Source organism: Cryptosporangium minutisporangium (genome assembly GCF_039536245.1).
GTDB classification, from domain to species: Bacteria; Actinomycetota; Actinomycetes; order Mycobacteriales; family Cryptosporangiaceae; genus Cryptosporangium; species Cryptosporangium minutisporangium.
Genome location: NZ_BAAAYN010000044.1, coordinates 249,944 through 269,924 on the forward strand (window position 1 = coordinate 249,944; position 19,981 = coordinate 269,924).

The 19,981-nt window shown below is 71.1% G+C and carries 20 protein-coding genes; 14 read left to right on the forward strand and 6 right to left on the reverse strand.

Going from position 1 to position 19,981, the window contains the following annotated elements; all coding sequences use genetic code 11:
* Positions 1-67 precede the first annotated feature (67 nt).
* The 6 genes from ABEB28_RS31450 (at position 68) to ABEB28_RS31475 (ending at position 6,802) form a co-directional block, all read left to right on the forward strand.
* Positions 68-2,026: an O-antigen ligase family protein gene (locus ABEB28_RS31450; protein WP_345731869.1), complete on the forward strand. Its 1,959-nt coding sequence runs from the start codon at positions 68-70 to the stop codon at positions 2,024-2,026.
* Between the two features lie 44 nt (positions 2,027-2,070).
* A complete protein-coding gene (locus ABEB28_RS31455) occupies positions 2,071-2,445 on the forward strand; it encodes a VOC family protein (protein ID WP_345731870.1) in 375 nt (124 codons plus the stop codon).
* A gap of 32 nt (positions 2,446-2,477) precedes the next feature.
* The gene (locus ABEB28_RS31460) at positions 2,478-3,629 is read left to right on the forward strand and encodes a serine hydrolase domain-containing protein (RefSeq protein ID WP_345731871.1); all 1,152 of its coding nucleotides are present in this window, start codon (positions 2,478-2,480) and stop codon (positions 3,627-3,629) included.
* Between the two features lie 70 nt (positions 3,630-3,699).
* Complete coding sequence (locus ABEB28_RS31465) at positions 3,700-5,535, forward strand: SpoIIE family protein phosphatase (protein WP_345731872.1); 1,836 nt, start codon at positions 3,700-3,702, stop codon at positions 5,533-5,535.
* Positions 5,536-5,540: 5 nt separating this feature from the next.
* Positions 5,541-6,272, forward strand: a complete 732-nt coding sequence (locus ABEB28_RS31470; RefSeq protein ID WP_345731873.1) for a VOC family protein — start codon at positions 5,541-5,543, stop codon at positions 6,270-6,272.
* Positions 6,269-6,802 carry a DinB family protein gene (locus ABEB28_RS31475; protein WP_345731874.1) on the forward strand — a complete coding sequence of 178 codons (534 nt, stop codon included), beginning with the start codon at positions 6,269-6,271 and terminating at the stop codon, positions 6,800-6,802. The genes ABEB28_RS31470 and ABEB28_RS31475 overlap by 4 nt, the downstream gene beginning before the upstream one ends.
* A gap of 25 nt (positions 6,803-6,827) precedes the next feature.
* Here ABEB28_RS31475 and ABEB28_RS31480 read toward each other — a convergent pair whose 3' ends face one another.
* Complete coding sequence (locus tag ABEB28_RS31480; protein WP_345731875.1) at positions 6,828-7,214, reverse strand: tautomerase family protein; 387 nt, start codon at positions 7,212-7,214, stop codon at positions 6,828-6,830.
* A 58-nt stretch (positions 7,215-7,272) separates the two neighbouring features.
* Here ABEB28_RS31480 and ABEB28_RS31485 point away from each other — a divergent pair, with 58 nt between their 5' ends.
* Complete coding sequence (locus tag ABEB28_RS31485; protein ID WP_345731876.1) at positions 7,273-7,725, forward strand: MarR family transcriptional regulator; 453 nt, start codon at positions 7,273-7,275, stop codon at positions 7,723-7,725.
* Here the strand turns inward: ABEB28_RS31485 and ABEB28_RS31490 are convergent.
* Entirely contained in the window at positions 7,713-8,192 is a 480-nt protein-coding gene (locus ABEB28_RS31490; protein ID WP_345731877.1) for a cupin domain-containing protein, read from the reverse strand. The two genes, ABEB28_RS31485 and ABEB28_RS31490, sit on opposite strands and share 13 nt — an antisense overlap.
* Positions 8,193-8,330: 138 nt before the next feature.
* Here ABEB28_RS31490 and ABEB28_RS31495 point away from each other — a divergent pair, with 138 nt between their 5' ends.
* Genes ABEB28_RS31495 through ABEB28_RS31515 form a run of 5 tightly spaced genes read left to right on the forward strand, consistent with a single transcriptional unit; the run spans position 8,331 to position 14,388 of the window.
* Complete coding sequence (locus tag ABEB28_RS31495) at positions 8,331-8,693, forward strand: YciI family protein (protein ID WP_345731878.1); 363 nt, start codon at positions 8,331-8,333, stop codon at positions 8,691-8,693.
* A gap of 50 nt (positions 8,694-8,743) precedes the next feature.
* On the forward strand, positions 8,744-9,898 hold the full coding sequence (locus ABEB28_RS31500) for an RNA polymerase sigma factor (RefSeq protein WP_345732049.1): 1,155 nt from the start codon (positions 8,744-8,746) through the stop codon (positions 9,896-9,898).
* 57 nt (positions 9,899-9,955) lie between these two features.
* Entirely contained in the window at positions 9,956-12,700 is a 2,745-nt protein-coding gene (locus tag ABEB28_RS31505) for an AAA family ATPase (protein WP_345731879.1), read from the forward strand.
* Between the two features lie 56 nt (positions 12,701-12,756).
* Positions 12,757-13,581: an alpha/beta fold hydrolase gene (locus ABEB28_RS31510; RefSeq protein ID WP_345731880.1), complete on the forward strand. Its 825-nt coding sequence runs from the start codon at positions 12,757-12,759 to the stop codon at positions 13,579-13,581.
* A 9-nt stretch (positions 13,582-13,590) separates the two neighbouring features.
* The gene (locus tag ABEB28_RS31515; RefSeq protein ID WP_345731881.1) at positions 13,591-14,388 is read left to right on the forward strand and encodes an alpha/beta hydrolase; all 798 of its coding nucleotides are present in this window, start codon (positions 13,591-13,593) and stop codon (positions 14,386-14,388) included.
* Between the two features lie 46 nt (positions 14,389-14,434).
* On the opposite strand, the gene ABEB28_RS31520 is transcribed toward ABEB28_RS31515, so the two are convergent.
* The gene (locus ABEB28_RS31520) at positions 14,435-15,196 is read right to left on the reverse strand and encodes a DeoR/GlpR family DNA-binding transcription regulator (RefSeq protein WP_345731882.1); all 762 of its coding nucleotides are present in this window, start codon (positions 15,194-15,196) and stop codon (positions 14,435-14,437) included.
* Between the two features lie 68 nt (positions 15,197-15,264).
* Here ABEB28_RS31520 and ABEB28_RS31525 point away from each other — a divergent pair, with 68 nt between their 5' ends.
* Together ABEB28_RS31525 and ABEB28_RS31530 are read left to right on the forward strand one after the other, a co-directional pair.
* Positions 15,265-15,630: a DUF4406 domain-containing protein gene (locus tag ABEB28_RS31525; RefSeq protein ID WP_345732050.1), complete on the forward strand. Its 366-nt coding sequence runs from the start codon at positions 15,265-15,267 to the stop codon at positions 15,628-15,630.
* 16 nt (positions 15,631-15,646) lie between these two features.
* Complete coding sequence (locus ABEB28_RS31530) at positions 15,647-16,027, forward strand: PPOX class F420-dependent oxidoreductase (protein ID WP_345731883.1); 381 nt, start codon at positions 15,647-15,649, stop codon at positions 16,025-16,027.
* 9 nt (positions 16,028-16,036) lie between these two features.
* Here ABEB28_RS31530 and ABEB28_RS31535 read toward each other — a convergent pair whose 3' ends face one another.
* From ABEB28_RS31535 to ABEB28_RS31545, 3 genes are all read right to left on the reverse strand, one after another.
* On the reverse strand, positions 16,037-16,621 hold the full coding sequence (locus ABEB28_RS31535; protein WP_345731884.1) for a TIGR03086 family metal-binding protein: 585 nt from the start codon (positions 16,619-16,621) through the stop codon (positions 16,037-16,039).
* Positions 16,622-16,705: 84 nt separating this feature from the next.
* Entirely contained in the window at positions 16,706-17,002 is a 297-nt protein-coding gene (locus tag ABEB28_RS31540; RefSeq protein ID WP_345731885.1) for a chorismate mutase, read from the reverse strand.
* Between the two features lie 77 nt (positions 17,003-17,079).
* Positions 17,080-19,860 carry a helix-turn-helix transcriptional regulator gene (locus ABEB28_RS31545; RefSeq protein WP_345731886.1) on the reverse strand — a complete coding sequence of 927 codons (2,781 nt, stop codon included), beginning with the start codon at positions 19,858-19,860 and terminating at the stop codon, positions 17,080-17,082.
* Positions 19,861-19,981 lie beyond the last annotated feature (121 nt).

The window sequence follows — 19,981 nt, forward strand, 5'->3', positions numbered from 1 at the left end:
ACCCCGCGACTTGAAAGTTTAGGTAGCCTCGCCAGAGTCGTGACCCCCCGCATCGTTCAGGAGCGTCGTGGTCTCCACAATCGCCGGTCTCGTCGCGGTTGGCGTCGTTGCGGCTTCACTTGTCGCGCTCGCCCTGCTCCGACCGACGATCATCCTCGTCGTCACGGTGATGCTCGACGCCACGAATCTCAACGTCGTCGTCGAGACGAACACCGGCGTCAGTCCGTTCAAGCCGATGCTGGCCCTGGTCGTCCTCGCGCTGTTCGTGCTCTGGCGGCAGAACAAGCTGAAGGTCGGCTGGTCACCGGTTCTCACGGCACTGCTCGTCCTGGTCGCGGCCTGGTTCGTCACGATGTTCAACTCGGTCGACCCGCCGACGAGCTGGACGCTGTTCATGGACTACGCGAACGGTTTGGTCTACTTCGCGCTGGTGTACGCGCTGCTCTGCGCCACCGGTTCGTGGAAGGCCGTGCTGTCCGCCGTCGTCGGTGGGCTGGCGGTCATCGCCGCGCTGACGATCGTCCACCAAGTCGTTCTGGACAACGTGGGGAACCTCTACGGCCTGAGCAACGTCCCGCTCGTGGAGGAGCACGGGGCGATGACACCGCGGCACGCGGGGACCGCCGCGGACGTGAACTTCTGGGCCCGCGCCCTGGTGATCGTGGTCCCGCTGGCCTTGAGCCTGTGGGCGATCAACCGCGGGCTGACCAAGCTGTTCTGGGTCGGTGCGACGCTCGCGCTGGTCGGCGGGTTGTTCCTCACCCAGTCGCGGGGTGGATTCCTCGCGGTGCTGCCGGCGATCGTGGTCTGGTTCGTGATGGCCGGTGGGAAGTACCGCCGGATGCTGGCCTACCTGCCGCTCCTGCTGCTCGTCGCGATACCGGTCAGTGGGGTCTGGGAACGGCTGGCCACGCTCACCGACGTGTCGGCGTCGTCGAACATCGCCGCGGCCGACCCGTCACTGGTCACCCGGGCGCGCCTGCAGGAAGCCGCGTGGCGGATGTTCCTCGACGCACCGGCGTTCGGCCACGGCATGGGCACGTACGGGACGCTGTTCCCGCAGTACGACCGGTACTCCGACCAGGGCGACCCGGTCACGATCGTGGTGGCTTCGCACAACTTCTACTTGGAGCAGGCCGCCGATGGCGGCTTGGTGCTGCTGGCGGCGTGGGGGATCCTGTTCGGCGCGATCTTCTTCGTGTGCTGGCGGGTGTCGCACCTCGCCCGCTCGATCGGACGGCAGACAGAGCACCTGCTCGCGATCGGGGTCGCGTCGGCGCTGGTCGGGTGGCTCGCCGCGAGCGTGTTCCTGCACCTGTCGGACTTCCGGGTACTGCTCCTGCTGGCCGGGGTCGCGGCCGCGCTCGACGTGCGGGTCCGATGGGCGGTCGGCGCGCTGCCGGAGCCGACGGAGGTGGATCCGCCGCCTCGGGCCCGGGTGATCGATCTCCGGGCCTGGACGCCACGGGTGCTGCTGCCCGCGGCCGGGCTGGTTCTCGTGCTCGGTGCGGTGCTCGTCGTCCGGGCGGTGCCGACGACGTGGAGCGTGGAGCTGGAGAGCCGGGCGTCGGTGGTCGCGGCCGACGAGGACTGGTTGACGGCCTACCAGCGTGACCTGATCACCCGGGGCCAATTGGTGCCGTCGTTCACGGTCGTGGCCAATTCCGCCGATTTCTCGAGCGTCGTCGCGCGTCGGGCCGGGCTGACCCAGGACCAGGCGGACCACGTGAGGGTGTCGCTGGAGGTGTCGCGCCAGGGTGGCGCGATCACGGTCCGCGCGTCCGCCCGGGACAAGGCGGTAGCCGAGGACGTCGCGGTGGCGGCCGGGCAGGTGGTCGCGGAACGGGTGAAGGCGCTCAACACCCCGTTCGTGATGCAGCAGCCCCGGCGACCGGTCGCGGTGGCGGGCCACCCAGGTCTGATGCCAGGGCTCGGCGCGCTGTTCGCGGCGGTGCTGCTAGCAGGCGCGGCCGCGGTGGCAAGCCCGCGCGCACGCGAACCCGAGCCCACGCTCGAGGCCGTCTGACACGTGGGAGACCGGCCAGATCGTGGATCCGCGACACTCGGCGCATGAGCGTCTTCCCGATCATCAACTGTCGTGAGATCGCGCCGGTGCGTGAGTTCTACGAACGTGTATTCGGTGGTGAGCTCTCGTACCGCTTCCCGGAGGAGGGCGAGCCGGTCTACCTCACGCTGCAGATCGGCACCGGCCAGGTCGCGATCGGCCGTGGCACCGAGCCAGCGCTCTACGGTGAGACCCCGCTCCCGGCGACCGGCCACGCCGTCGACCTCTGCCTCTACGTCCCCGACCTCGACGCGGCGATCGAGAAAGCCGGTGGGGACGGACTCGTGACCCCGCCGGCTGACATGCCCTGGGGCGAACGTGTCGCCTATCTCCGCGACCCGGCGGGCACGATGCTGTTGGTCATCCAGGAGCAGGGCTGAGCAACCCGCCACCGGGTTGACATGCTGTACGGATGGGTGAGCTGTCGACCGCGCAGGTTTCGGACGTGCTGGGCGCGTACGTCGAGAGCGGCGCGGTCCCGGGGGCCGTCGCGCTGGTGAGTCGGCGCGGCGAGGTGACCGTCGACGCGATCGGCGTCACCGAGCCCGGCGGCGCACCGATGCGTCGCGACACGATCTTCCGCATCGGGGCGATCACGATGCCGGTCGTCGCCGCGGTCGCGCTGATGTTCACCGAGGAGGATCGCCTCGGCCTCGACGCCCCGGTCGACCTCTGGCTGCCCGAGCTCGCCTCGCGGCGGGTGATCCGGTCGTTCACGGCGGATCTGGACGACACCGAACCGGCGCAGTCCCCGATCACGCTCCGGCACCTCCTGACCAACACGTGGGGGTTCGGCCTGTTCTTCGGTGCGGGCGACGCACCGCTGCGGCGCGCGGCCAACGAGCTCCGGATCATGAACGGGCCGCCGGTACCGGAGAACTCCGACAGCCCGGACGAGTGGCTGCGGCGGCTCGGCACGCTGCCGCTGGTGCACCACCCGGGCGAGAGGTGGATGTACAGCATCGGAGCGGACGTGTTGGGAATCCTGCTCGGCCGGGCGTCCGGACAGCCGCTGGAGCAGGTGTTGCAGGAGCGGGTGTTCGACCCGCTCGGCATGGTCGACACCGGCTTCTTCGTACCCGCGGCCGAGCTCGACCGGGTCCCGCCGGCGTACGTGTCCGACCCGCGGAGCGGGGAGCTGCACGTCTACGACCCGGGGCAGTGGGGCACCGAGTGGCGGGAGCGGCCGACCTACCCGTCCGCGGCCGGCGGGCTCGTCTCGACCGTCGACGACCTGCTGGCGTTCGGGCAGCTCCTGCTGGCCGGCGGCCGGGTCGGGTCGAACCGGTTGCTGGCCAGGCGGTCGGTGGCATCGATGACGTCCGACCAGTTGACACCGCACCAAAAAGCGGGGGCGCACGTCTTCCCCGGCTTCTTCGAGCGGCACGGCTGGGGCTACGGGCTCGCGGTGACGCCGTCCGGTCGGTTCGGCTGGGACGGTGGGCTGGGCACCTCGCTCTGGGTGGAGCCGGAGTCCGAGACGATCGGCATCCTGATGACCCAGCGTTCCGGCATGCCGCTGCAGTCCGACCTCTACCGGGACTTCTGGGCCGCGCTCGGGTGAAGGCGTAACAGGCGGGGTGACGGCGGGTTCCGTAGAATTTTTGCGTGACTGCGCCAGGTCGAGGTGACTGGTGAGCCATCCGGACGCGTTCCGAGCCGCGCCGGACGACCACCACCGGTTGGATGCCGTGCAGCGCACCGGGCTGGGCGCCTCGGCCGACGCGGCCTTCGACCGGTTCGCGGAGATGGTGTGCGCCGTGCTGAACGTGCCGGTTGCCCTGGTGGCGCTGGTCGGTGCGGATCGGCAGGTCTTCCCCGGCGCCTGCGGGCTGGGCGAGCCGTGGGCGACGACCCGGCAGACGCCGCTGAGCCACTCGTTCTGCCAACACGTCGTGGCCGACGCCGAGCCGCTGACCGTGGTCGACGCCCGAGCGGATCCCCGGGTGCGCGACAACCTGGCGGTCGAGGACCTGGGGGTGGTCGGTTACGTGGGAGCGCCGCTGACGGACGCCGACGGAGCCACGCTGGGCTCGCTCTGCGCGATCGACCACCGGCCACGGCAGTGGACCGACCGCGAGCTCGGACTCCTGTCCGACCTGGCCGCCGCGTGCTCCGACAGCCTGCGCCTGCGGATCGTGACCGAGACCGCCCGACGAGGCCACGCGCAGGCCCGAGCGGCGGAGCGGCAGACCGGTGCGGCGTTCGCCCGCAGCCAGTTGCTGCTGCGGGCGAGCCAGGCGCTGGCCGCCACGACCACCCTCGACGAGGTGGTCGACACCGTTCGGAACCTCGTGACCGGCGTGCTCGACCCGGAGCCGGCGTACGTGGGGATCTCGCGGCTGGAACCCGGCGGTGTGGTCTCGCTGGCGTCCACGCAGCACCTGCCGGAGGGGGTCGCCGCGCGATGGGCGCGCTACGGCCTCGAAGCGGCCACACCGTCGGCGCTCGCCGCGCGCACGGGGCACCTGGTGCTGCTCTCGGACTTGGATGCGGTCGCCGAACGCGCCCCGGAAGCGGTGGCGACGTTCGAGGAGATGGGTTGGCAGTCGTCGGCGAGTGTGCCGTTGCCGAGCCAGCGCGGCCCGATCGGCGCCCTGACGTTCGTCTGGAAGGTGCCCCACCGGCCGGATGCGTCCGAGGAGGCGGTGCTGATCTCGCTCGCCGGTTACGCAGCGATGGCGCTGACCCGCGCACGGGTGCTCGACGATCGGCGCACCGCGGCGGCGACCCTGCAGAAGGCGTTGCTCACCCCGCTACCGGCCCACGGTGATCTGCGGCTGGCCGCGCGGTACGTCCCGGCGCACCACGAGAATCACGTCGGCGGTGACTGGTACGACGCGATCAGCTTCGACGGTCACCGCTTGGCGCTGGTGATCGGCGATGTCGTCGGGCACAGCATCGCGGCCGCCGCGACGATGAGCGAGTACCGCAGCATGCTGCGCACGCTCATCGTCGATCGGCAGGAGCCGCCGTCGGTGATCTTGCGCCGACTGGATCAGGCCACCGGCACGCTGGGCGCGGGGGGCTTGGCGACCGTGCTGCTCGCCTACCTGGATGCGGCCCCGGACGGTGGCCACGTCCTCACCTGGTCGAACGCCGGCCACCCGCCGCCGATGACGCTGCACGCCGGGCGGACGAGCCTGCTGACCGGTACCGACCCGCTCATCGGCGCGGTCCGCGGATTTCCCCGGCGGGACCACACCGTCCACCTGCCCGCCGGGTCGGTGCTGATCCTCTACACCGACGGCCTGGTCGAGAGCCGCACCCAGCTCGTCGACACCGGTCTGGAGCGACTGGGAGAGCTGCTGACCTGGCACGCCGGGGTCGAGGCCGACCAACTGGCCGATCTGCTCGTCGATACGGCCGCGAGCGCGGGTCAGGACGACGTCGCGGTGTTGGTCGTGGAGACGCCGCGCGGGTTCCACTCGGGACGGACCCCATTTCGTCGGACGTCGGGGGCAGGATAGGCCGCATGACCGGAGTAGGACGCTTGGAAATGGTCGCGATCGACGCGCCCGACAACCGGAAGCTCGCGTCGTTCTACGCGGACCTCGCCGGATGGCAGATCTTCCGCGCCGAGCCGGACTGGGTTGTCACCCGCACGCCCGAGGGGAAGGAGGTCGCGTTCCAGCTCGCTCCCGACCATGTCCCGCCGCAGTGGCCCGGGCAGGAGCGTCCGCAGCAGTTCCACCTGGACCTGCTCGTGGACGACCACCAGGCGGCCGCCGAGCGGGCCGTGTCGCTCGGCGCGACCCGGCTCGCGGACGGGGCGACGTGGGTGACGCTCGCCGATCCGGCCGGCCATCCGTTCGACCTCTGCCAGCGGGACGGCGTCGGTCCGGCGATGGAGCTGTTCGCGGTGACGATCGACGCCCCGGACGCCGCGGGTCTGGCCCGGTTCTACGCCGCGCTGACCGGCGCCGAGGTCACCTACGAGGGCCCGGAAGGCGCGATGATCTCCGGCGTCGACTATCGGGACGTACCGGCCAGCGTGATGTTCCAGCAGGTCAACGAGTACACCCCGCCGCAGTGGCCGGATCCGGCACACCCGCAGCAGGCCCACTTCGACGTCCGCGTCGACGACCTCGAGGCCGGGGAGGCCAAGGTGGTCGACCTCGGCGCGCGGCGGCTGCACCAGGCTCCCGAGGGCTGGTTCGTGTTCGCCGACCCGGCCGGTCATCCGTTCTGCCTGACGGTGGGGTGAGCACGGTGGGACATCCGGAGCCGCCGATCGCCGGCACCGAGACCGACACGCTGCTCGGCTCGCTCGACCGGCAGCGGGCCACGCTCGCGTGGAAGTGCGGTGGTCTCGATGCGGACGGACTGAACGCGACGGTGGGCGCCTCCACGGTCACGCTCGGCGGGTTGCTCAAGCACTTGGCGCTCGTCGAGGACATGTACTTCACGGTGCGGCTGCGGGGCGGCGGGTACCCGGCCGTCTGGGAGCCGTACGACGGCGACGGCTGGGAGTGGCGGTCGGCCGCCCACGACTCGCCCGAGCAGCTGATGACGATCTGGGAGGACGCGGTCGCGCGGTCCCGCGCCGCGGTCGGTGCGGCGTTGGAGGAGGGCGACCTCGGCCAGCTGACCGTGTGGAGGGCCGAGGACGGGCGCCAGCCGAGCCTGCGCCGAGTGTTGATCGACCTGATCGAGGAGTACGCGCGGCACGTCGGCCATGCCGACCTGATTCGCGAGTCCGTCGATGGCCTGGTCGGCGAGGACCCACCCGGATGAGCCGGGGATGATCGATGCGTGAGTGCTACGACTCGACGAGGGTTCCGGCGACGGCGGTGCGTCCGTCGGGAGCGCCGACGAACTCGATGGTGACGCCCGCCCGGACGTGTTCGCCGATCACGGTCGCTATCGCGTCGGTGACCCCGGCCGCCAACCCGCCGAGGATGTCGGCGCCCTCCGGACGGCTGAACACGCCGTCCCGGATGCCGAAGGTCACGCGGGGCGCCGGTGCCTCGGCGGGCTTACCGCCGATGCCCCAGCGTCCGGCCGGGTATCCGAGAAGCTGGACGACCGCGATGTCGCGGGCCCAGTCGCCGTAGACCGCGACAACGGCTTCGGTGAGGGCGGCGATCAGGTCGGCCTCGCGGCCGTCGAGGTCGTTCTCCAGCGCGTGGACGAGAAGATGCGGCACGAGATCCCCTTTGTTTGCAAACTAGCTTTGACCTCAAAGGTATTAGGGGGGTGGCGAGGTGTCAACGGACGACGCCGTCCGGGAACTGCTCCTGGTGATGCCTCGGGTGATCGGGCGGATCAAGCGGCTGGCTCCGCCTGAGCAGCTCCGGTCGGCCGAGCTGGCGCCACGGCACCTCTCGCTGCTCTCGTTGCTCCTGCTCGACGGAGCCCAGGCCGTGTCCCAGCTGGCGGAGCGGCTGGAGGTCGCGCCGACCACGGTGAGCCTGATCGTGAGCGACCTGAGCCGAAAAGGCGTGCTGGTGCGGCGGGAAGACGACAACGACCGCCGCCGCCGCATCGTCGACATCTCCGCGGAGGCCCGGCCGGCGATCGCCGAGTGGCTGCAGCCGGGTGCGCAGGCGTGGCGGAAGGCGCTGGAGCCGTTGAGCCCCCGGGAACAGCGGCTCGTCGTCGACACGTTCCTCGCCTACGAGGCCGCCGTCGCCCAGGGTCTCGATCAGAGCCAGTAGTTGTCGTGCGCCAGGTAGAACTCTGCCTTCTCCTCGTCGCTCTTGTCCGCCAGCGTGAGCAGGCCCTCGAAGTAGCCCTCGCGGGGCGCGCCGGGGGAGAAGTGCAGCAGCATCGACGCCGGTTCCCCGGACTCGTTGCGGAACGCGTGCACACCGCCGATCGGCACGTGGACGAAGTCGCCGGGCTGCGTGTCGATCCAACGACGCCCGTCGTAGATCCGCACGCTGCCGGACAGGATGTAGAACGACTCCGAGATCGAGCGGTGGAAGTGCGGCCCCGGACCGCTGGGCTCCGGCCCCATCTCCCACCGATACAGGCCGAACAGCCCGCCCGTCGACTCGTGCGTCGCCAGGTAGTGGGCCGTGTTGCCGTTCGGGTAGGTCAGCTCGGGCAGCGCGTCCCGGTGTCGGTACGTGGCGCTCGGTTCGCCGGTGTCCCCGGAGTAGAGCGGCGGCGGATAGCTCATGTGGTCCTCTCTGGTCGCGTTCTTCCCCGACCTTCACATTCCGGCGAGCGAACCGCGAAGATTTTGCCGGGCGCTGTCGATTTTCGTCCGACTCGTCGGTCGTAGTTGACACAACGGTGCGACGAAACGGAGACCGGCATGACCGAGAACGCGACGACCGAGCGCAGGCCGCAGTACGCGGTGTTCATCTACGAGGCCGTCCCGCCGGAGGACCTGCCGCCGGACGTGATGGCGGGCCACATCGGCCTGCCCGAGAAGATCGCGGCCGCGGGCGGGCGCGTCGTCGCCGGGCTCGGATTCCAGGACCCCTCGACGACCACCGCTGTCCGTGGTGACCTGCTCACCGACGGACCGTTCGTGGAGACGAAGGAGGCGCTGGCCGGCATCTACGTGCTGGAGGCCCGAGACCTCGACCACGCGCTGGAACTCGCCCGGATGACGCCGATCGTCAGCGGCGGCGTCGAGGTGCGGCCGCTGGTCGATTTCCAGGTGCTGCCCTGAGGGCCGTGCACCAGGCGGTCGCCGACGCGCACCGTCGCGAGTGGGCCGCGGTGCTCGCCGCGACGGTGCGGGTTACCCGTGACCTGGACGTCGCCGAGGAGAGCGTGCAGGACGCGTACGTCTCCGCGCTCTCGGCGTGGGAGCGGGACGGCGTCCCGGACCGTCCGGGAGCCTGGCTGACCACCGCAGCGCGGAACAAGGCGCTGAACGCCCTGGCGCGCCGGCAGACGCTGCGGGCGAAGCTGCCGCTGCTGGTCCTACCGGAGGAGCTCACCGTGCCGGAGGCGATCCCCGACGACCGCCTCCGCCTGGTCTTCACCTGCTGCCACCCGGCGCTCTCCGCCGAGGCGCGGATCGGGTTGACGCTGCGTCTGGTGTGCGGTGTCAGCACGGCGGACGTGGCGTCTGCCTTCCTGGTCCCGGAAGCCACGATGGCGGCCCGGATCACCCGCGCCAAGAAGAAGATCGCCGCAGCCAGGATCCCCTACCGGGTGCCGGAAAGCGACGAGCTGCCTGCCCGGCTGGACTCCGTGCTGACCGTCGTCCACCTGCTCGCGACCACCGGCCACACCGCGCCGTCCGGCGACGCGCTGGTCCGCATCGACCTCGCCGAGCGCGCGCTGGACCTGGCCCGGCTGCTGCACGCGCTGCTTCCGGAGGAGGCCGAGGTCGCCGGATTGGTCGCGCTGCTCCTCGTCCACCGGGCCCGGGAAGGAACCCGCACCGACGAGGCCGGCCGGCTGGTTCCCCTCGCGGATCAGGACCGGTCGGCCTGGGACCGGAACCTGATCGCGGAGGCCGACCAGCTGGTGGTGCGCGCCTTGCTGGCCGGCCCGCCGGGCCGGTTCACGCTGCAGGCCGCGATCGCGGCCCTGCACGCCCAGGCGCCCAGCTACGCCGAGACCGACTGGCCCCAGATCCGGACGCTCTACGACGCGCTGCTCCGGGTGTGGCGGACACCGGTGGTGGCGCTCAACCGGGCGGTCGCCGTCGCGATGGTGGACGGCCCCGCGGCAGGTCTCGCCGCGGTGGAGGTCCTCGAAGCGAGCGGCGAGCTGGCGGGCTACCACTACCTGCCCGCGGCCAAGGCCGACTTCCTCCGCCGCCTGGGCCGTTTCGCCGAGGCGGCCGACGCGTACGCGGCCGCCCTGGCCCTCACCGACAACGCCGCCGAGCAGGATTTCCTCCGGGACCGACTGGGATAACCGGGACCTTTCGCTGAAACGGTTCAGGCGCCGTGCGCTCGCTAGTACGGTCACGGCGTGGCGCTGTGGGGGCGGGACGCGGAGCAGGCCGAACTCGATTCCGTGCTGGCATCGCTGGGCGATGGGCTCAGCCGGGCACTGGTCCTGCGGGGCGAGGCGGGCATCGGCAAGACAGCACTGCTGGACTACGTGGCGTCCGCCGCCGACAGTGAGGTCCGTGTCCTGCGGGTGGCCGGCGTCGAGGAGGAGACCGACTTCCCGTTCGCCGCGCTGCACCGGATGCTGATCCCGTTCTTCGACCTCCGCGACCGTCTCCCCGCCCTGCAACGGGACGCTCTGCTGGTCGCCTGCGGGCTGGCCGATGGCCCGCCGGCCGACCGGCATCTAGTGAGCCTGGCCGCGCTCGCCCTGTTGGCCGAGGCGGCATCCGACGGCCCGCTGCTCTGCTGCATCGACGACGCCCAATGGCTGGACGCCGATTCGGTGGTCGCCTTCGCGTTCGTCGCCAGGCGGGTGCACGCCGAGAGCATCGGGCTGGTGTTCGCCGTCCGTACCGGGACGCCGTTCACGGCGCTGGACGGCCTACCCTGCGTCGACCTCGAAGGACTCTCGGACGCAGCGGCCGGACAGGTGCTGCGGGCGGTCGTACCCGGTGCGCTGGACCGTCGAGTGGCCGACCAGATCGTCAGGGCCACCGGCGGCAACCCGCTGGCGCTCAGCGACCTTGGAGCAGAGTTGACCGCCGACCAGCTACGCGGGGGGCGTCAGCTGCCCGAGCCGTTGCCGATCGGGACCCGCTTGGAGGCGCACTACCGCCGTCAGGTCGACGCGCTGCCGGAGGACACCCGAACCTGGTTACTGCTGGCGGCGGCGGAGCCGACCGGCCACTTCGGGCGGATCAACGCCGCCGCGGCCGCGCTGGGACTGCCCGCGGACGCGCCCGAGCCCGCGGAGGCCGCTCGCCTGGCGTCGATCACGACCGAAGTCCGTTTCCGGCATCCGCTCGTACGGTCGGCCGTTTACAGCGGAGCGCCACCGGCCGATCGTCGCGCCGCCCACCGGGCGCTGGCGTCCGCGACGACCGCGGCTTCCGAGGCCGACCGGCGGGCCTGGCATCTGGCCGCGGCGGCTCTCGGACCGGACGGGGCCGTCGCCGACGAGCTCGAACGTTGTGCGGAACGGGCGGCAGCCCGCGGTGGATATGCCGCGCGGGTGAGCTTCCTGGCCCGCGCCGCCGAGCTGACCGTCGACGATCGGCAGCGCGCTCGGCGGTCAGTGGTGGCCGCCCAGGCCGCAGTGACGGCCGGCGCGCCGCTGCAGGCGCGGACGCTGCTCGACGGACTCGACCCGGCATGGCTCGACGACGTCGACCGGGGCCGGGCGCTGATCGCCCGCGCCTACGCGGGCATCACGATGGGCGACGGCGCGGTGGCCGACGCCGCCGCGATGTGCCTCGCGGCGGCAGAGGCGTTCGGTGAGCGCGCACCCGATCTGGCCCGGCTGGCGCTGTTTCGGGCCGTGCAGTGGGCGATCAACGCCGAGCACCTCCTCCGCGGAACGACGGTGACCGCGATGGCGGACGCGATCCTGGCCCATCCGTGGCCCGATCCGCTCATCGAGTCCCGGGACCTGCTCGCGGTCGGGTTCGCCACGGTGGCCGCGCACGGCTACGAACAGGGCGCGCCGCTCCTGGCGCGCGGCGTCGAGGCACTGCTCGCCGAGGGCACCACTGACGCGCAGCACCTGGAGCAATGGGTCGTCGCGGTGACGGCCTGCATGATCCGGCGAGACTACGTGTCAGCCGACGCCGTGGAGCGCCGCGCCATCGACGTCGCCCGGCGGACCGGCGCGCTGTGGGAGCTCGACGTCGCGCTCTACACCTACTCGATGGCGAACACCGAGCTGGGACGGCTCGACGTCGCGGAGCAACTGGTGATCGAGGGGCACCAGATCCGGTCGGCGCTCGGTGCGACCGCCGAGCAGTGGGAGGTCTACCAGCACCCCGAGTTGCTGGCCTGGCGCGCATCCGCGGAGTACCTGCCGCAACGGCTCGAAGCCATCGCGGATGCCTCGGTGCCGCTGGGCCACGGTGCGGTGGTGCGAATCGCCCGCTTCGCCGAAGCCCTCCTGGCGCTGGGCACCGGACGCTACCCGGAGGCCTGCACGACTCTTCGGCGACTGATCGACGGTGACGAGCTCTGCGTCCACACCCGAGTGTTGGCGGACCTCGTGGAAGCCGCGATCCGGTCGGGCGACCGGGTGCTGGCCGAGCGTGCTCTGGCGATGCTGGACACCCGGGCGAGCGCAGCCGGAACACCGTGGATGGAGTGCCTGTTCATCCGCTCCCGGGCGCTGCTCACGCACGGCGACGTCGCCGAGGACTGCTACCGCGAGGCGGTCGACCGGCTGACCAGGACCGAGGCCCGGCTCGACCTCGCCAGGGCGCACCTGCTCTACGGCGAGTGGCTGCGCCGGGAGAAGCGCCGCCGGGACGCGCGCGACCAACTTCGGTCCGCGGTGGCGTTGTTCGAGGACATCGGTGCCGCCGCGTTCGCCGAGCGGGCCCGCCGGGAACTGGCCGCAACCGGTGAGACCGCGCAGCGCGGACCCGAACCGCAGCGATCCGCGCTGACGCCGCAGGAAGCCACGATCGCCGCGCTCGCCCGCGACGGTGCCACGAACGCCGAGATCGCGGCCACGCTCTTCCTCAGCGCGAGCACCGTCGACTACCACCTCCGAAAGGTGTTCCGGAAGCTCGAGGTGACGTCCCGCCGGCAACTGCGGCAGGCTTACCCGGATTAAGGACTACGCGTTTCACGGGATACGAGCGCGCCACCGCCACCGCCACCATCAACGGCATGCCCTTCCTCACCGCCGCCGACGGCGCGCAGATCTTCTACAAGGACTGGGGCGCCGGTAATCCCGTCGTCCTGAGCCACGGTTGGCCACTGAACTCCGACAGCTGGGAAGCGCAGATGCTCTTCCTGGCCTCCCGCGGCTACCGCGTCATCGCCCACGACCGTCGCGGACACGGGCGGTCGGATCAGACGTGGCACGGCAACGAGATGGACACCTACGCCGACGACCTCGCCGCGCTGATCGAGATGCTCGACCTGCAGGGTGCCACGCTGATCGGCTTCTCCACGGGCGGTGGTGAGGTCGCCCGGTACGTCGGCCGGCACGGCACCGCCCGGGTGGCCCGGGTTGCGCTGGTGGCCGCCGTCCCGCCGTTGATGCTTCAGACGGACGACAACCCGGGCGGCGTCCCGAGCGAGGTCTTCGACGATCTGCGAGCGGGATCACTGGCCGACCGATCCCAGCTCTACAAAGACCTGGCCGACGGCCCGTTCTTCGGCGCGAACCGGCCCGGCGCCAGCCCGTCCCAGGGCATGCGGGACGCGTTCTGGCGCCAAGGACTCCAGGCCGGTCACCGTGGCGCCTACGAATGCATCGCGGCGTTCTCCGCCACCGATTTCCGGTCCGATCTCGACAAGTTCGACGTCCCGACGCTGGTCATCCACGGCGACGACGACCAGGTCGTCCCGTTCGCGGTCGGCGGCAGTGCCTCAGCGGCCCGGATCAAGGACGCGGAATTGAAGGTCTACGCCGGGGCACCGCACGGACTCACCGACACCCACAAAGACGAGCTCAACGCCGATCTCCTCGCCTTCCTCCAGTCGTAAGGAATTGCCATGACTGACACGATCGTCCTTGTCCACGGCCTCTGGATGACCCCGCGCTCCTGGGAGAACTGGGTCGAGTACTACAGCGCGCGCGGCTACCGCGTTCTCACTCCCGGCTATCCCGGTTTCGAGATCGAGGTCGAGGCCCTCCGCGAGAAGCCGGAGATCATCGCGAACCTGACTGTCCCGGAGACCGTCGAGCACCTGGCCGGCGTGATCGAGGCGCTGGACGCTCCGCCGATCCTGATGGGACATTCGTTCGGCGGAACGCTCACTCAGCTCCTGCTGGCCCGCGGGCTGGGCAGCGCCGCAGTGGTGGTCAACTCCGCGCCGACCGAGGGCGTCCACGTCACGCCACTCTCGCAGGTAAAGTCGCTGTTTCCGGCGCTGAAGAACCCGGCGAACTTCCACCGCGCGGTGGGCTTCACCAAGGAGGAGTTCCACTACGCGTTCGCGAATACGCTGTCCCGCGAGGAGTCCGACCGGGTTTGGGAGAAATACGCGATTCCGGCGCCGGGCAACTGGGTCTGGGCCTACGGCCTGATCGCGAACCTCAAGCCCGGACACCAGGAGACCTGGGTCGACTACGACAACAACAAGGTGCCGCTGCTCTTTATCGGCGGCGGCGCGGACCACATCATGCCGCCGTCGGTCAACAAGTCGAACGCGAAGCACTACGCTAAGTCGCCGGTCCCGGCCGAGTACCACGAGTTCCCGGGGCGCTCGCACTGGACGTGCGCCGAGCCCGGTTGGGAGGCGGTTGCCGACTACGCCCTGGACTGGGCGCTGAAGCACCGCCGAGCCTGATCCGTATCCACGACGGCCCGGCCAACAACCGCGGCCGGGCCGTCCCTCAGCCTTCTGCCGGAATCACCGGGACACCGGTGGCGGTGATGTCGCGTAGAGCGGGGTGGTCGGCTACGACGTCGGTGACGACGCCGGCGACGTCGGCCAACGGAAGCACGGCGAATCGCGACGCGGCACCGATTTTCTCGGCGCTGGCCAGCACGTAGGTGTCGGCGGAGCGGCGGGACAGAGCGCGCTTCATCGCGGCCTCGTCGGCGTCGCCGGTCGTGAGACCCGCGGTGGCGTGCACGCCGGTCACGCCCATCAGGAACACCTCCGCGTTGACGCCGGCCGCCGCCTCGACCGCGGCGGCTCCGCAGGCGACCGCCGAGTGTTTGAAGATCCGCCCACCGATCACGTGGATCTCGATCTCCGGGTGGTCGACGAGCGCGGCCGCCACGGTGGGGCTGTGGGTGACGACAGTGGCGCGCAGATTCGCCGGCAGCGCACGAGCCACCGCGAGCGCCGTGGTGCCGCCGTCGAGGATCGCGGTGGAGCCGGGCGTGATCAGCTGCGCCGCCCGCGCGGCGACACGCTGCTTGCTGTCCGTCTGCACGTTTGTGCGCGTTTGCAGGTCGGCAATCGCCGGGGAGACGGGCAGTGCACCGCCGTACACCCGCTGGCACAAACCGGCAGCGGCCATCTCGCGGAGGTCGCGCCGGATACTGTCCTCGGAAATTCGCAGCTCAGCGGCGATGTCCTTGGCCACGATCCGGCCGTCTGACCGCAACCGGCTGAGAAGTAGTTCTTGGCGCTGAGCGGCGAGCATGCGTAATCCCTCTTGTTTGTGCACGGTCTTGCACATAGGCTACGCCCATGACGACGACGAAGCCACTGATGATCCTGATCGCCGGCCCTTATCGTTCCGGCACCGGTGACGATCCCGAGCTGATGACCGCCAACCTGCGGAGATTGGAAGAGGCCGCGTGGCCGATCTTCCGGGCCGGTCACGTACCGATGATCGGCGAGTGGGTCGCGCTGCCCGTTCTGCACGGTGCCGGTGGCGCCGGTCCGACCGACCCGATCGCCGAGCAGGTGATGTACCCGACCGCACAGCGGCTGCTCCAACACTGCGACGCCGTCCTGCGCCTGCCCGGTGTGTCGACCGGCGCCGACCAGGACGTCGCGATCGCGCACGAGCGAGGCCTGCCGGTCTGGTACCGACTCGAAGAGGTCCCGGGCCTCGAGGTTCCCGCGGCCTGACCGTAGCCTTGGCGGCGTGAACGCCGTGGACGAGATCGGGCGCAGCAAGTACGTCAGCCTCACGACCTTTCGGAAGGACGGCACGCCGGTGGCGACGCCGGTGTGGCACGTCGCGCACGGCGGCGAGCTGTACGTCGTCACCGAAGCGAAGTCGTGGAAGGTCAAGCGGATCCGGAACAACCCGCAGGTACAGGTGACGGTCTGTGATCTGCGCGGGAAGACGGCACCGGACGCGCCGACCGCGTCCGGTACCGCGCGCCTGCTCGACGACGCCGGCACGGCGCAGGCGCGGAAGCTGTTGGCGCAGAAGTACATCCTGTCCCGGCTCGGGAACGGGTTCGCGCGCCTTCTGCGCCTGCGGCGTCCGCCGATGATCGGAATCGCCGTCCAGCTCTGATCTATCCGGTCAGGGGGTCCACTTGGGGTCGCGACCCAGGTAGCGCAGCAGCTGTGCCGCGGCGTCGTCGCTGGGCTGGGCGTCGAGCGCGGGAGCGAACGCGAAGGCCCGCAGCGGCTCGGCGATCGTTTCGGCCGCCGCGGTGAGCTGCTCGGCGAGCTCCGCGGAGAGCGGCGACGGCTGGCCGGTCGCCACGGCGATGTCCCACGCGTGGATGGCGGCGTCGAGCGCGGCGGCGCCGACGACGATCTCGGCGGAGAGCGGCCCGATCGGCAGCGGGCACGGCACCTCCGCGGTGCCGGGTGCGACCGCTGCGAGCGCCTGGGCGGTGCTGGTCAGCGCCGACTCGACGAACGTCTGCTCCTGCCCGGGGCGGTCTTCGGAGGGGTCGAACGGGTTCTCGGTCGGCCCGTCGTTGCCGGTGAGCGCGGCGCCGTAGGCGCGCTGGTCGCCGACCGCATGGCGCAGCACCTGAGCGACGTTCCACTGCTCGCACGGCGTGGGCAGGGTCCACGCCTTCTCGTCGACTCCCGCGACGACGGTGCGCAGCGCGCCGTGAGCCTGCTCCAGGACGGTCCAGCGAGTGGCGTTCATGTGCCGTCTCCTCTGTCTCTGGAACGGAACGAACTGTTCCGTTCGAGGCCCAGAGTAGCGGAATGGATCGTTCCGCTCAAGCTTTCAGCCGACTGAATTCGTATCGCTGTGCACGCGGAGCTCGAGGTCGATGAAGGCCGCGATCATCGCCCGGTAGGTGGCCTCGACCACGTCCTCGTTCGCGTCGGCCTCCGCGGCCAGCGCTCGCACCTTACGAATTACCTGCTCGACCCGGTCGGGAGCACGCACGGCAGCGGTGTCGGTCTTGAGCTGACCGGCGCGTCGGACGAGCTGCTCGCGCGCGGCGACCAATCCGACGATCTGCCGGTCCAGGTCGTCGATCCCGGCCCGGATTTCTGCCAACTGCTCCCCGTTATCCATGCGCGCCACACTATGCAGCCTGTCGACACCTCTCCGAGGGCTGGGGTGAAGGCCGGCGATGTCCGCCCGTGCGGCCCTCAGTCGGAGAGACCGCTCTCGGTGACCAGGCGCGTCAGGCCGGTTCGGGACGGCACGCGGAGCTTCTTGTAGATGCTGGTCAGATGCGCCTCGACCGTCTTCGGCGAGACGAAGAGCGCGGAGCCGACCTCGGTGTTGGTCAGGCCGGCCGCCACCATGCGAGCGACCTGCAGTTCCTGCGGACTCAGCCGGTCCAGCCCGCCGGCGCGCCGGGCCCGCGGCGGCTGGTGTCCGCTCGCCGCCAACTCGGCGAGGCAACGCTGGGTCCACGGCGCGGCACCGAGTGCGGAGAACATCCGGTGCGCGGCCAGCAACGGCGCCCGTGACCGCGCCTTCTGCCTGGTGCGCCGCAACGCCTCGCCGTGGCAGAGCAGGGTTCGCGCGTGGTCGAACGGCGTCGGCAGCTGCTCGTGCACCGCGAGCGCGGCGCGGAAGGCGGCGTCCGCCTCGTCGGGGTCGTCGGCGAGCAACGCGCGGCCTCGTGCGCTCACCGCGCGCTGCCAGCGCAGGCCGGTGCGGTCCGCGCACTCCTCCAGCCACGCCAGGATCTCTCGCGCAGCAGCCGCGTTTCCGGCGCGGACGTGAGCTTCGATCGCATCCCCGGCGAACGGCGTGATGTTCGGGTTGCCCAGCCCGAACCGGACGAAGACCTCGTGGGCGTGTCCGAGGTGGACGGCCGCGTCCGCACCCGCACCGCGGCTCAGACAATCCAGCCCGAGCGCGGCCTCGCGGTAGATCTGCATCGACCGGACATCGGTGAAGTCGGTGAACTCGAACGCCTGCGCGGCCCGCCGCGCGCACCCGGCGTGGTCACCGCGGGCGGCGTCGAAGCGGGCCTGCATGAGCAGCCCGGCGGCGACCACACCCCGCTGCCGCAGAGCCCGGCCCTTCGCCGTCGCTTCCACGCAATCGGCGTACGCGGCCGACCACTGCCCCAGCCACCAGCCCAGCTCGCTCCGCACGCCGAATGCGAACGCGTAGGCGACCGGGTTGCCGCTCCGGCGTGCCCCGTCGAGGACGGCGTGCAGCAGACGCTGCGCGTCGTCGTAGCGTTCGAGGGTGAAGCAGACCTGCGCGAGGTTGGTCAGTTCGATTCCGGTGGTCGCCGGGTCGGTTCCCTCGAACGCGGCGACGGCACGGTCCAGCTCACGGCTGGCCTCCTCGATCCGGTTGGTGAGGGCCAGGCTTTGGCAGAGGAACAGCGCACACCGGTCGGCCTCGCCGGGCGATCCGGCGAGCTCCATGCCGCGGCGTGCGGCTGCTATCCCCCCGGCCGGGTCCGCGTGCATCACCGCGGGGAGTGCGGCTTCGTGAGCGAGCGCGGCGGCTCGGACGGCGTCGCTCGCGGCGATCGCTTCGGCGGCCGTACTCATCAGGCGGTGTGCGTGCCGGACGTTGCCCATCCAGGTGAGTGCTCTCCCGTGGAGCAGCGCGATGTCTGCCCGTAGCACCGGGTCGGTCGCGCAGGTCCGGGCCTCCTCGCACCACCGCGCCGCGTCGTCGCAGGCACCGCCGGCGAAGGCGTCCCGCGCGGCGTCGAGCAGGCGGGAGGCGGTCAGGTCGGACCGCGTCGGCGTCAGCTCCGCGGCCCGTCGCCAGGCCTGCGCCGCGGCCAGATAGGACCCGCACTGCCTGGCCTCCTGCGCGGCCCGGACGAGCTCCACCGCGACGTCCTCGTCCGGCCGTGATACGGCGCTCGCCAGATACCAGGCCCGGGTGGCGCCGGTGGCTCCCTCACCCAGCGCACGGTAAGCCTGCCTGCGGACGCCCAGCGGCACGTTGCCCAGTGCGACGCTGCGCAGGATCGGGTGGACCAGCTCGTACCGCTCGCCGATGACCCGGACCAGGCGCGCCTCCTCGGCCGGCACCAGATCGTCCGCCGCCAATCGGCAGACCGACAGCGCGCGGTCCACCGCGTCGACGGTCGGCTCGCGAGCGGCGGCGATCAGCACCAGCGCGCGCTGCGTCGGCACCGGCAACGCGCGGATCCGCGACGTCCAGCCTTGCTCGGCGCGGCCGCCGCGGGCGGGGGAGGCGGGAAGTGGCGCCTCGCCGCGGCGCTGCGCGTCGCTGAGCCGGCAGGCGAACTCCAGCAGGATCAGCGGGTTCCCGCGGGAGAATCCGACCAGCGCGTCGAGGACGCCGGGCGCGACCTGCAGTCCGTGGCTGTCCAGTACCAGCCGGCACTCGCGCTCGGAGAGGCCGGTGACGTCGAGCACGGCGTGGCCGCGGGGCTCCTCGGTGAGTCGCCGGGTCGCGCCGATGAACGCGACGTGGTCGGACGCCACCCGCCGCGCCACGAAACGGAAGACGTTCACCGAGTCGGCATCGACCCACTGCAGGTCGTCGACGAGCGCCACCAGTGGACGGTCGTGACCGGCCAGCGACAGCACGTTGAGGGTTGCGACGCAGACCGCGTAGGGGTTCACCGAGGAGCCGCCCCGCACCACCTCGCCGAGCGCGAGTGCGGTCTCCAGGTTCTCCCGCTGTGCCCGGGGCAGTGCGCTGAACCGCTGGCGGAGGGGCAACAGCAGTTCGCCGAGGGCGGCGAACGGGAGGGTGGTCTCGGTTTCCACGCCGCGCACGCGATACACCTGGTAGCGCGGGACGGCTCTCTGTTCGACGTAGTCGAGCAGGGTGGTTTTGCCGACGCCGGGATCGCCGCGTACCAGCAGCGCACGGCCGGCGACCGGTAGCTCGTCGAGTAGCTCGTCGAGATACCGCCGCTCAGCGTCCCTGCCGATGAGATCGAGACCCGCTCTCGGGCGAGTCGTGGTCACCGTAGTGATCGCCACCAACTCCAGTTGCGGTCGCTCCGGGCAATAGCCGCTCAGATGTCGGCCTATGTCCAAATTAAAGCATTACCGCTGTATCGGTACACCCTGTCCAAGCCCGGGTGCT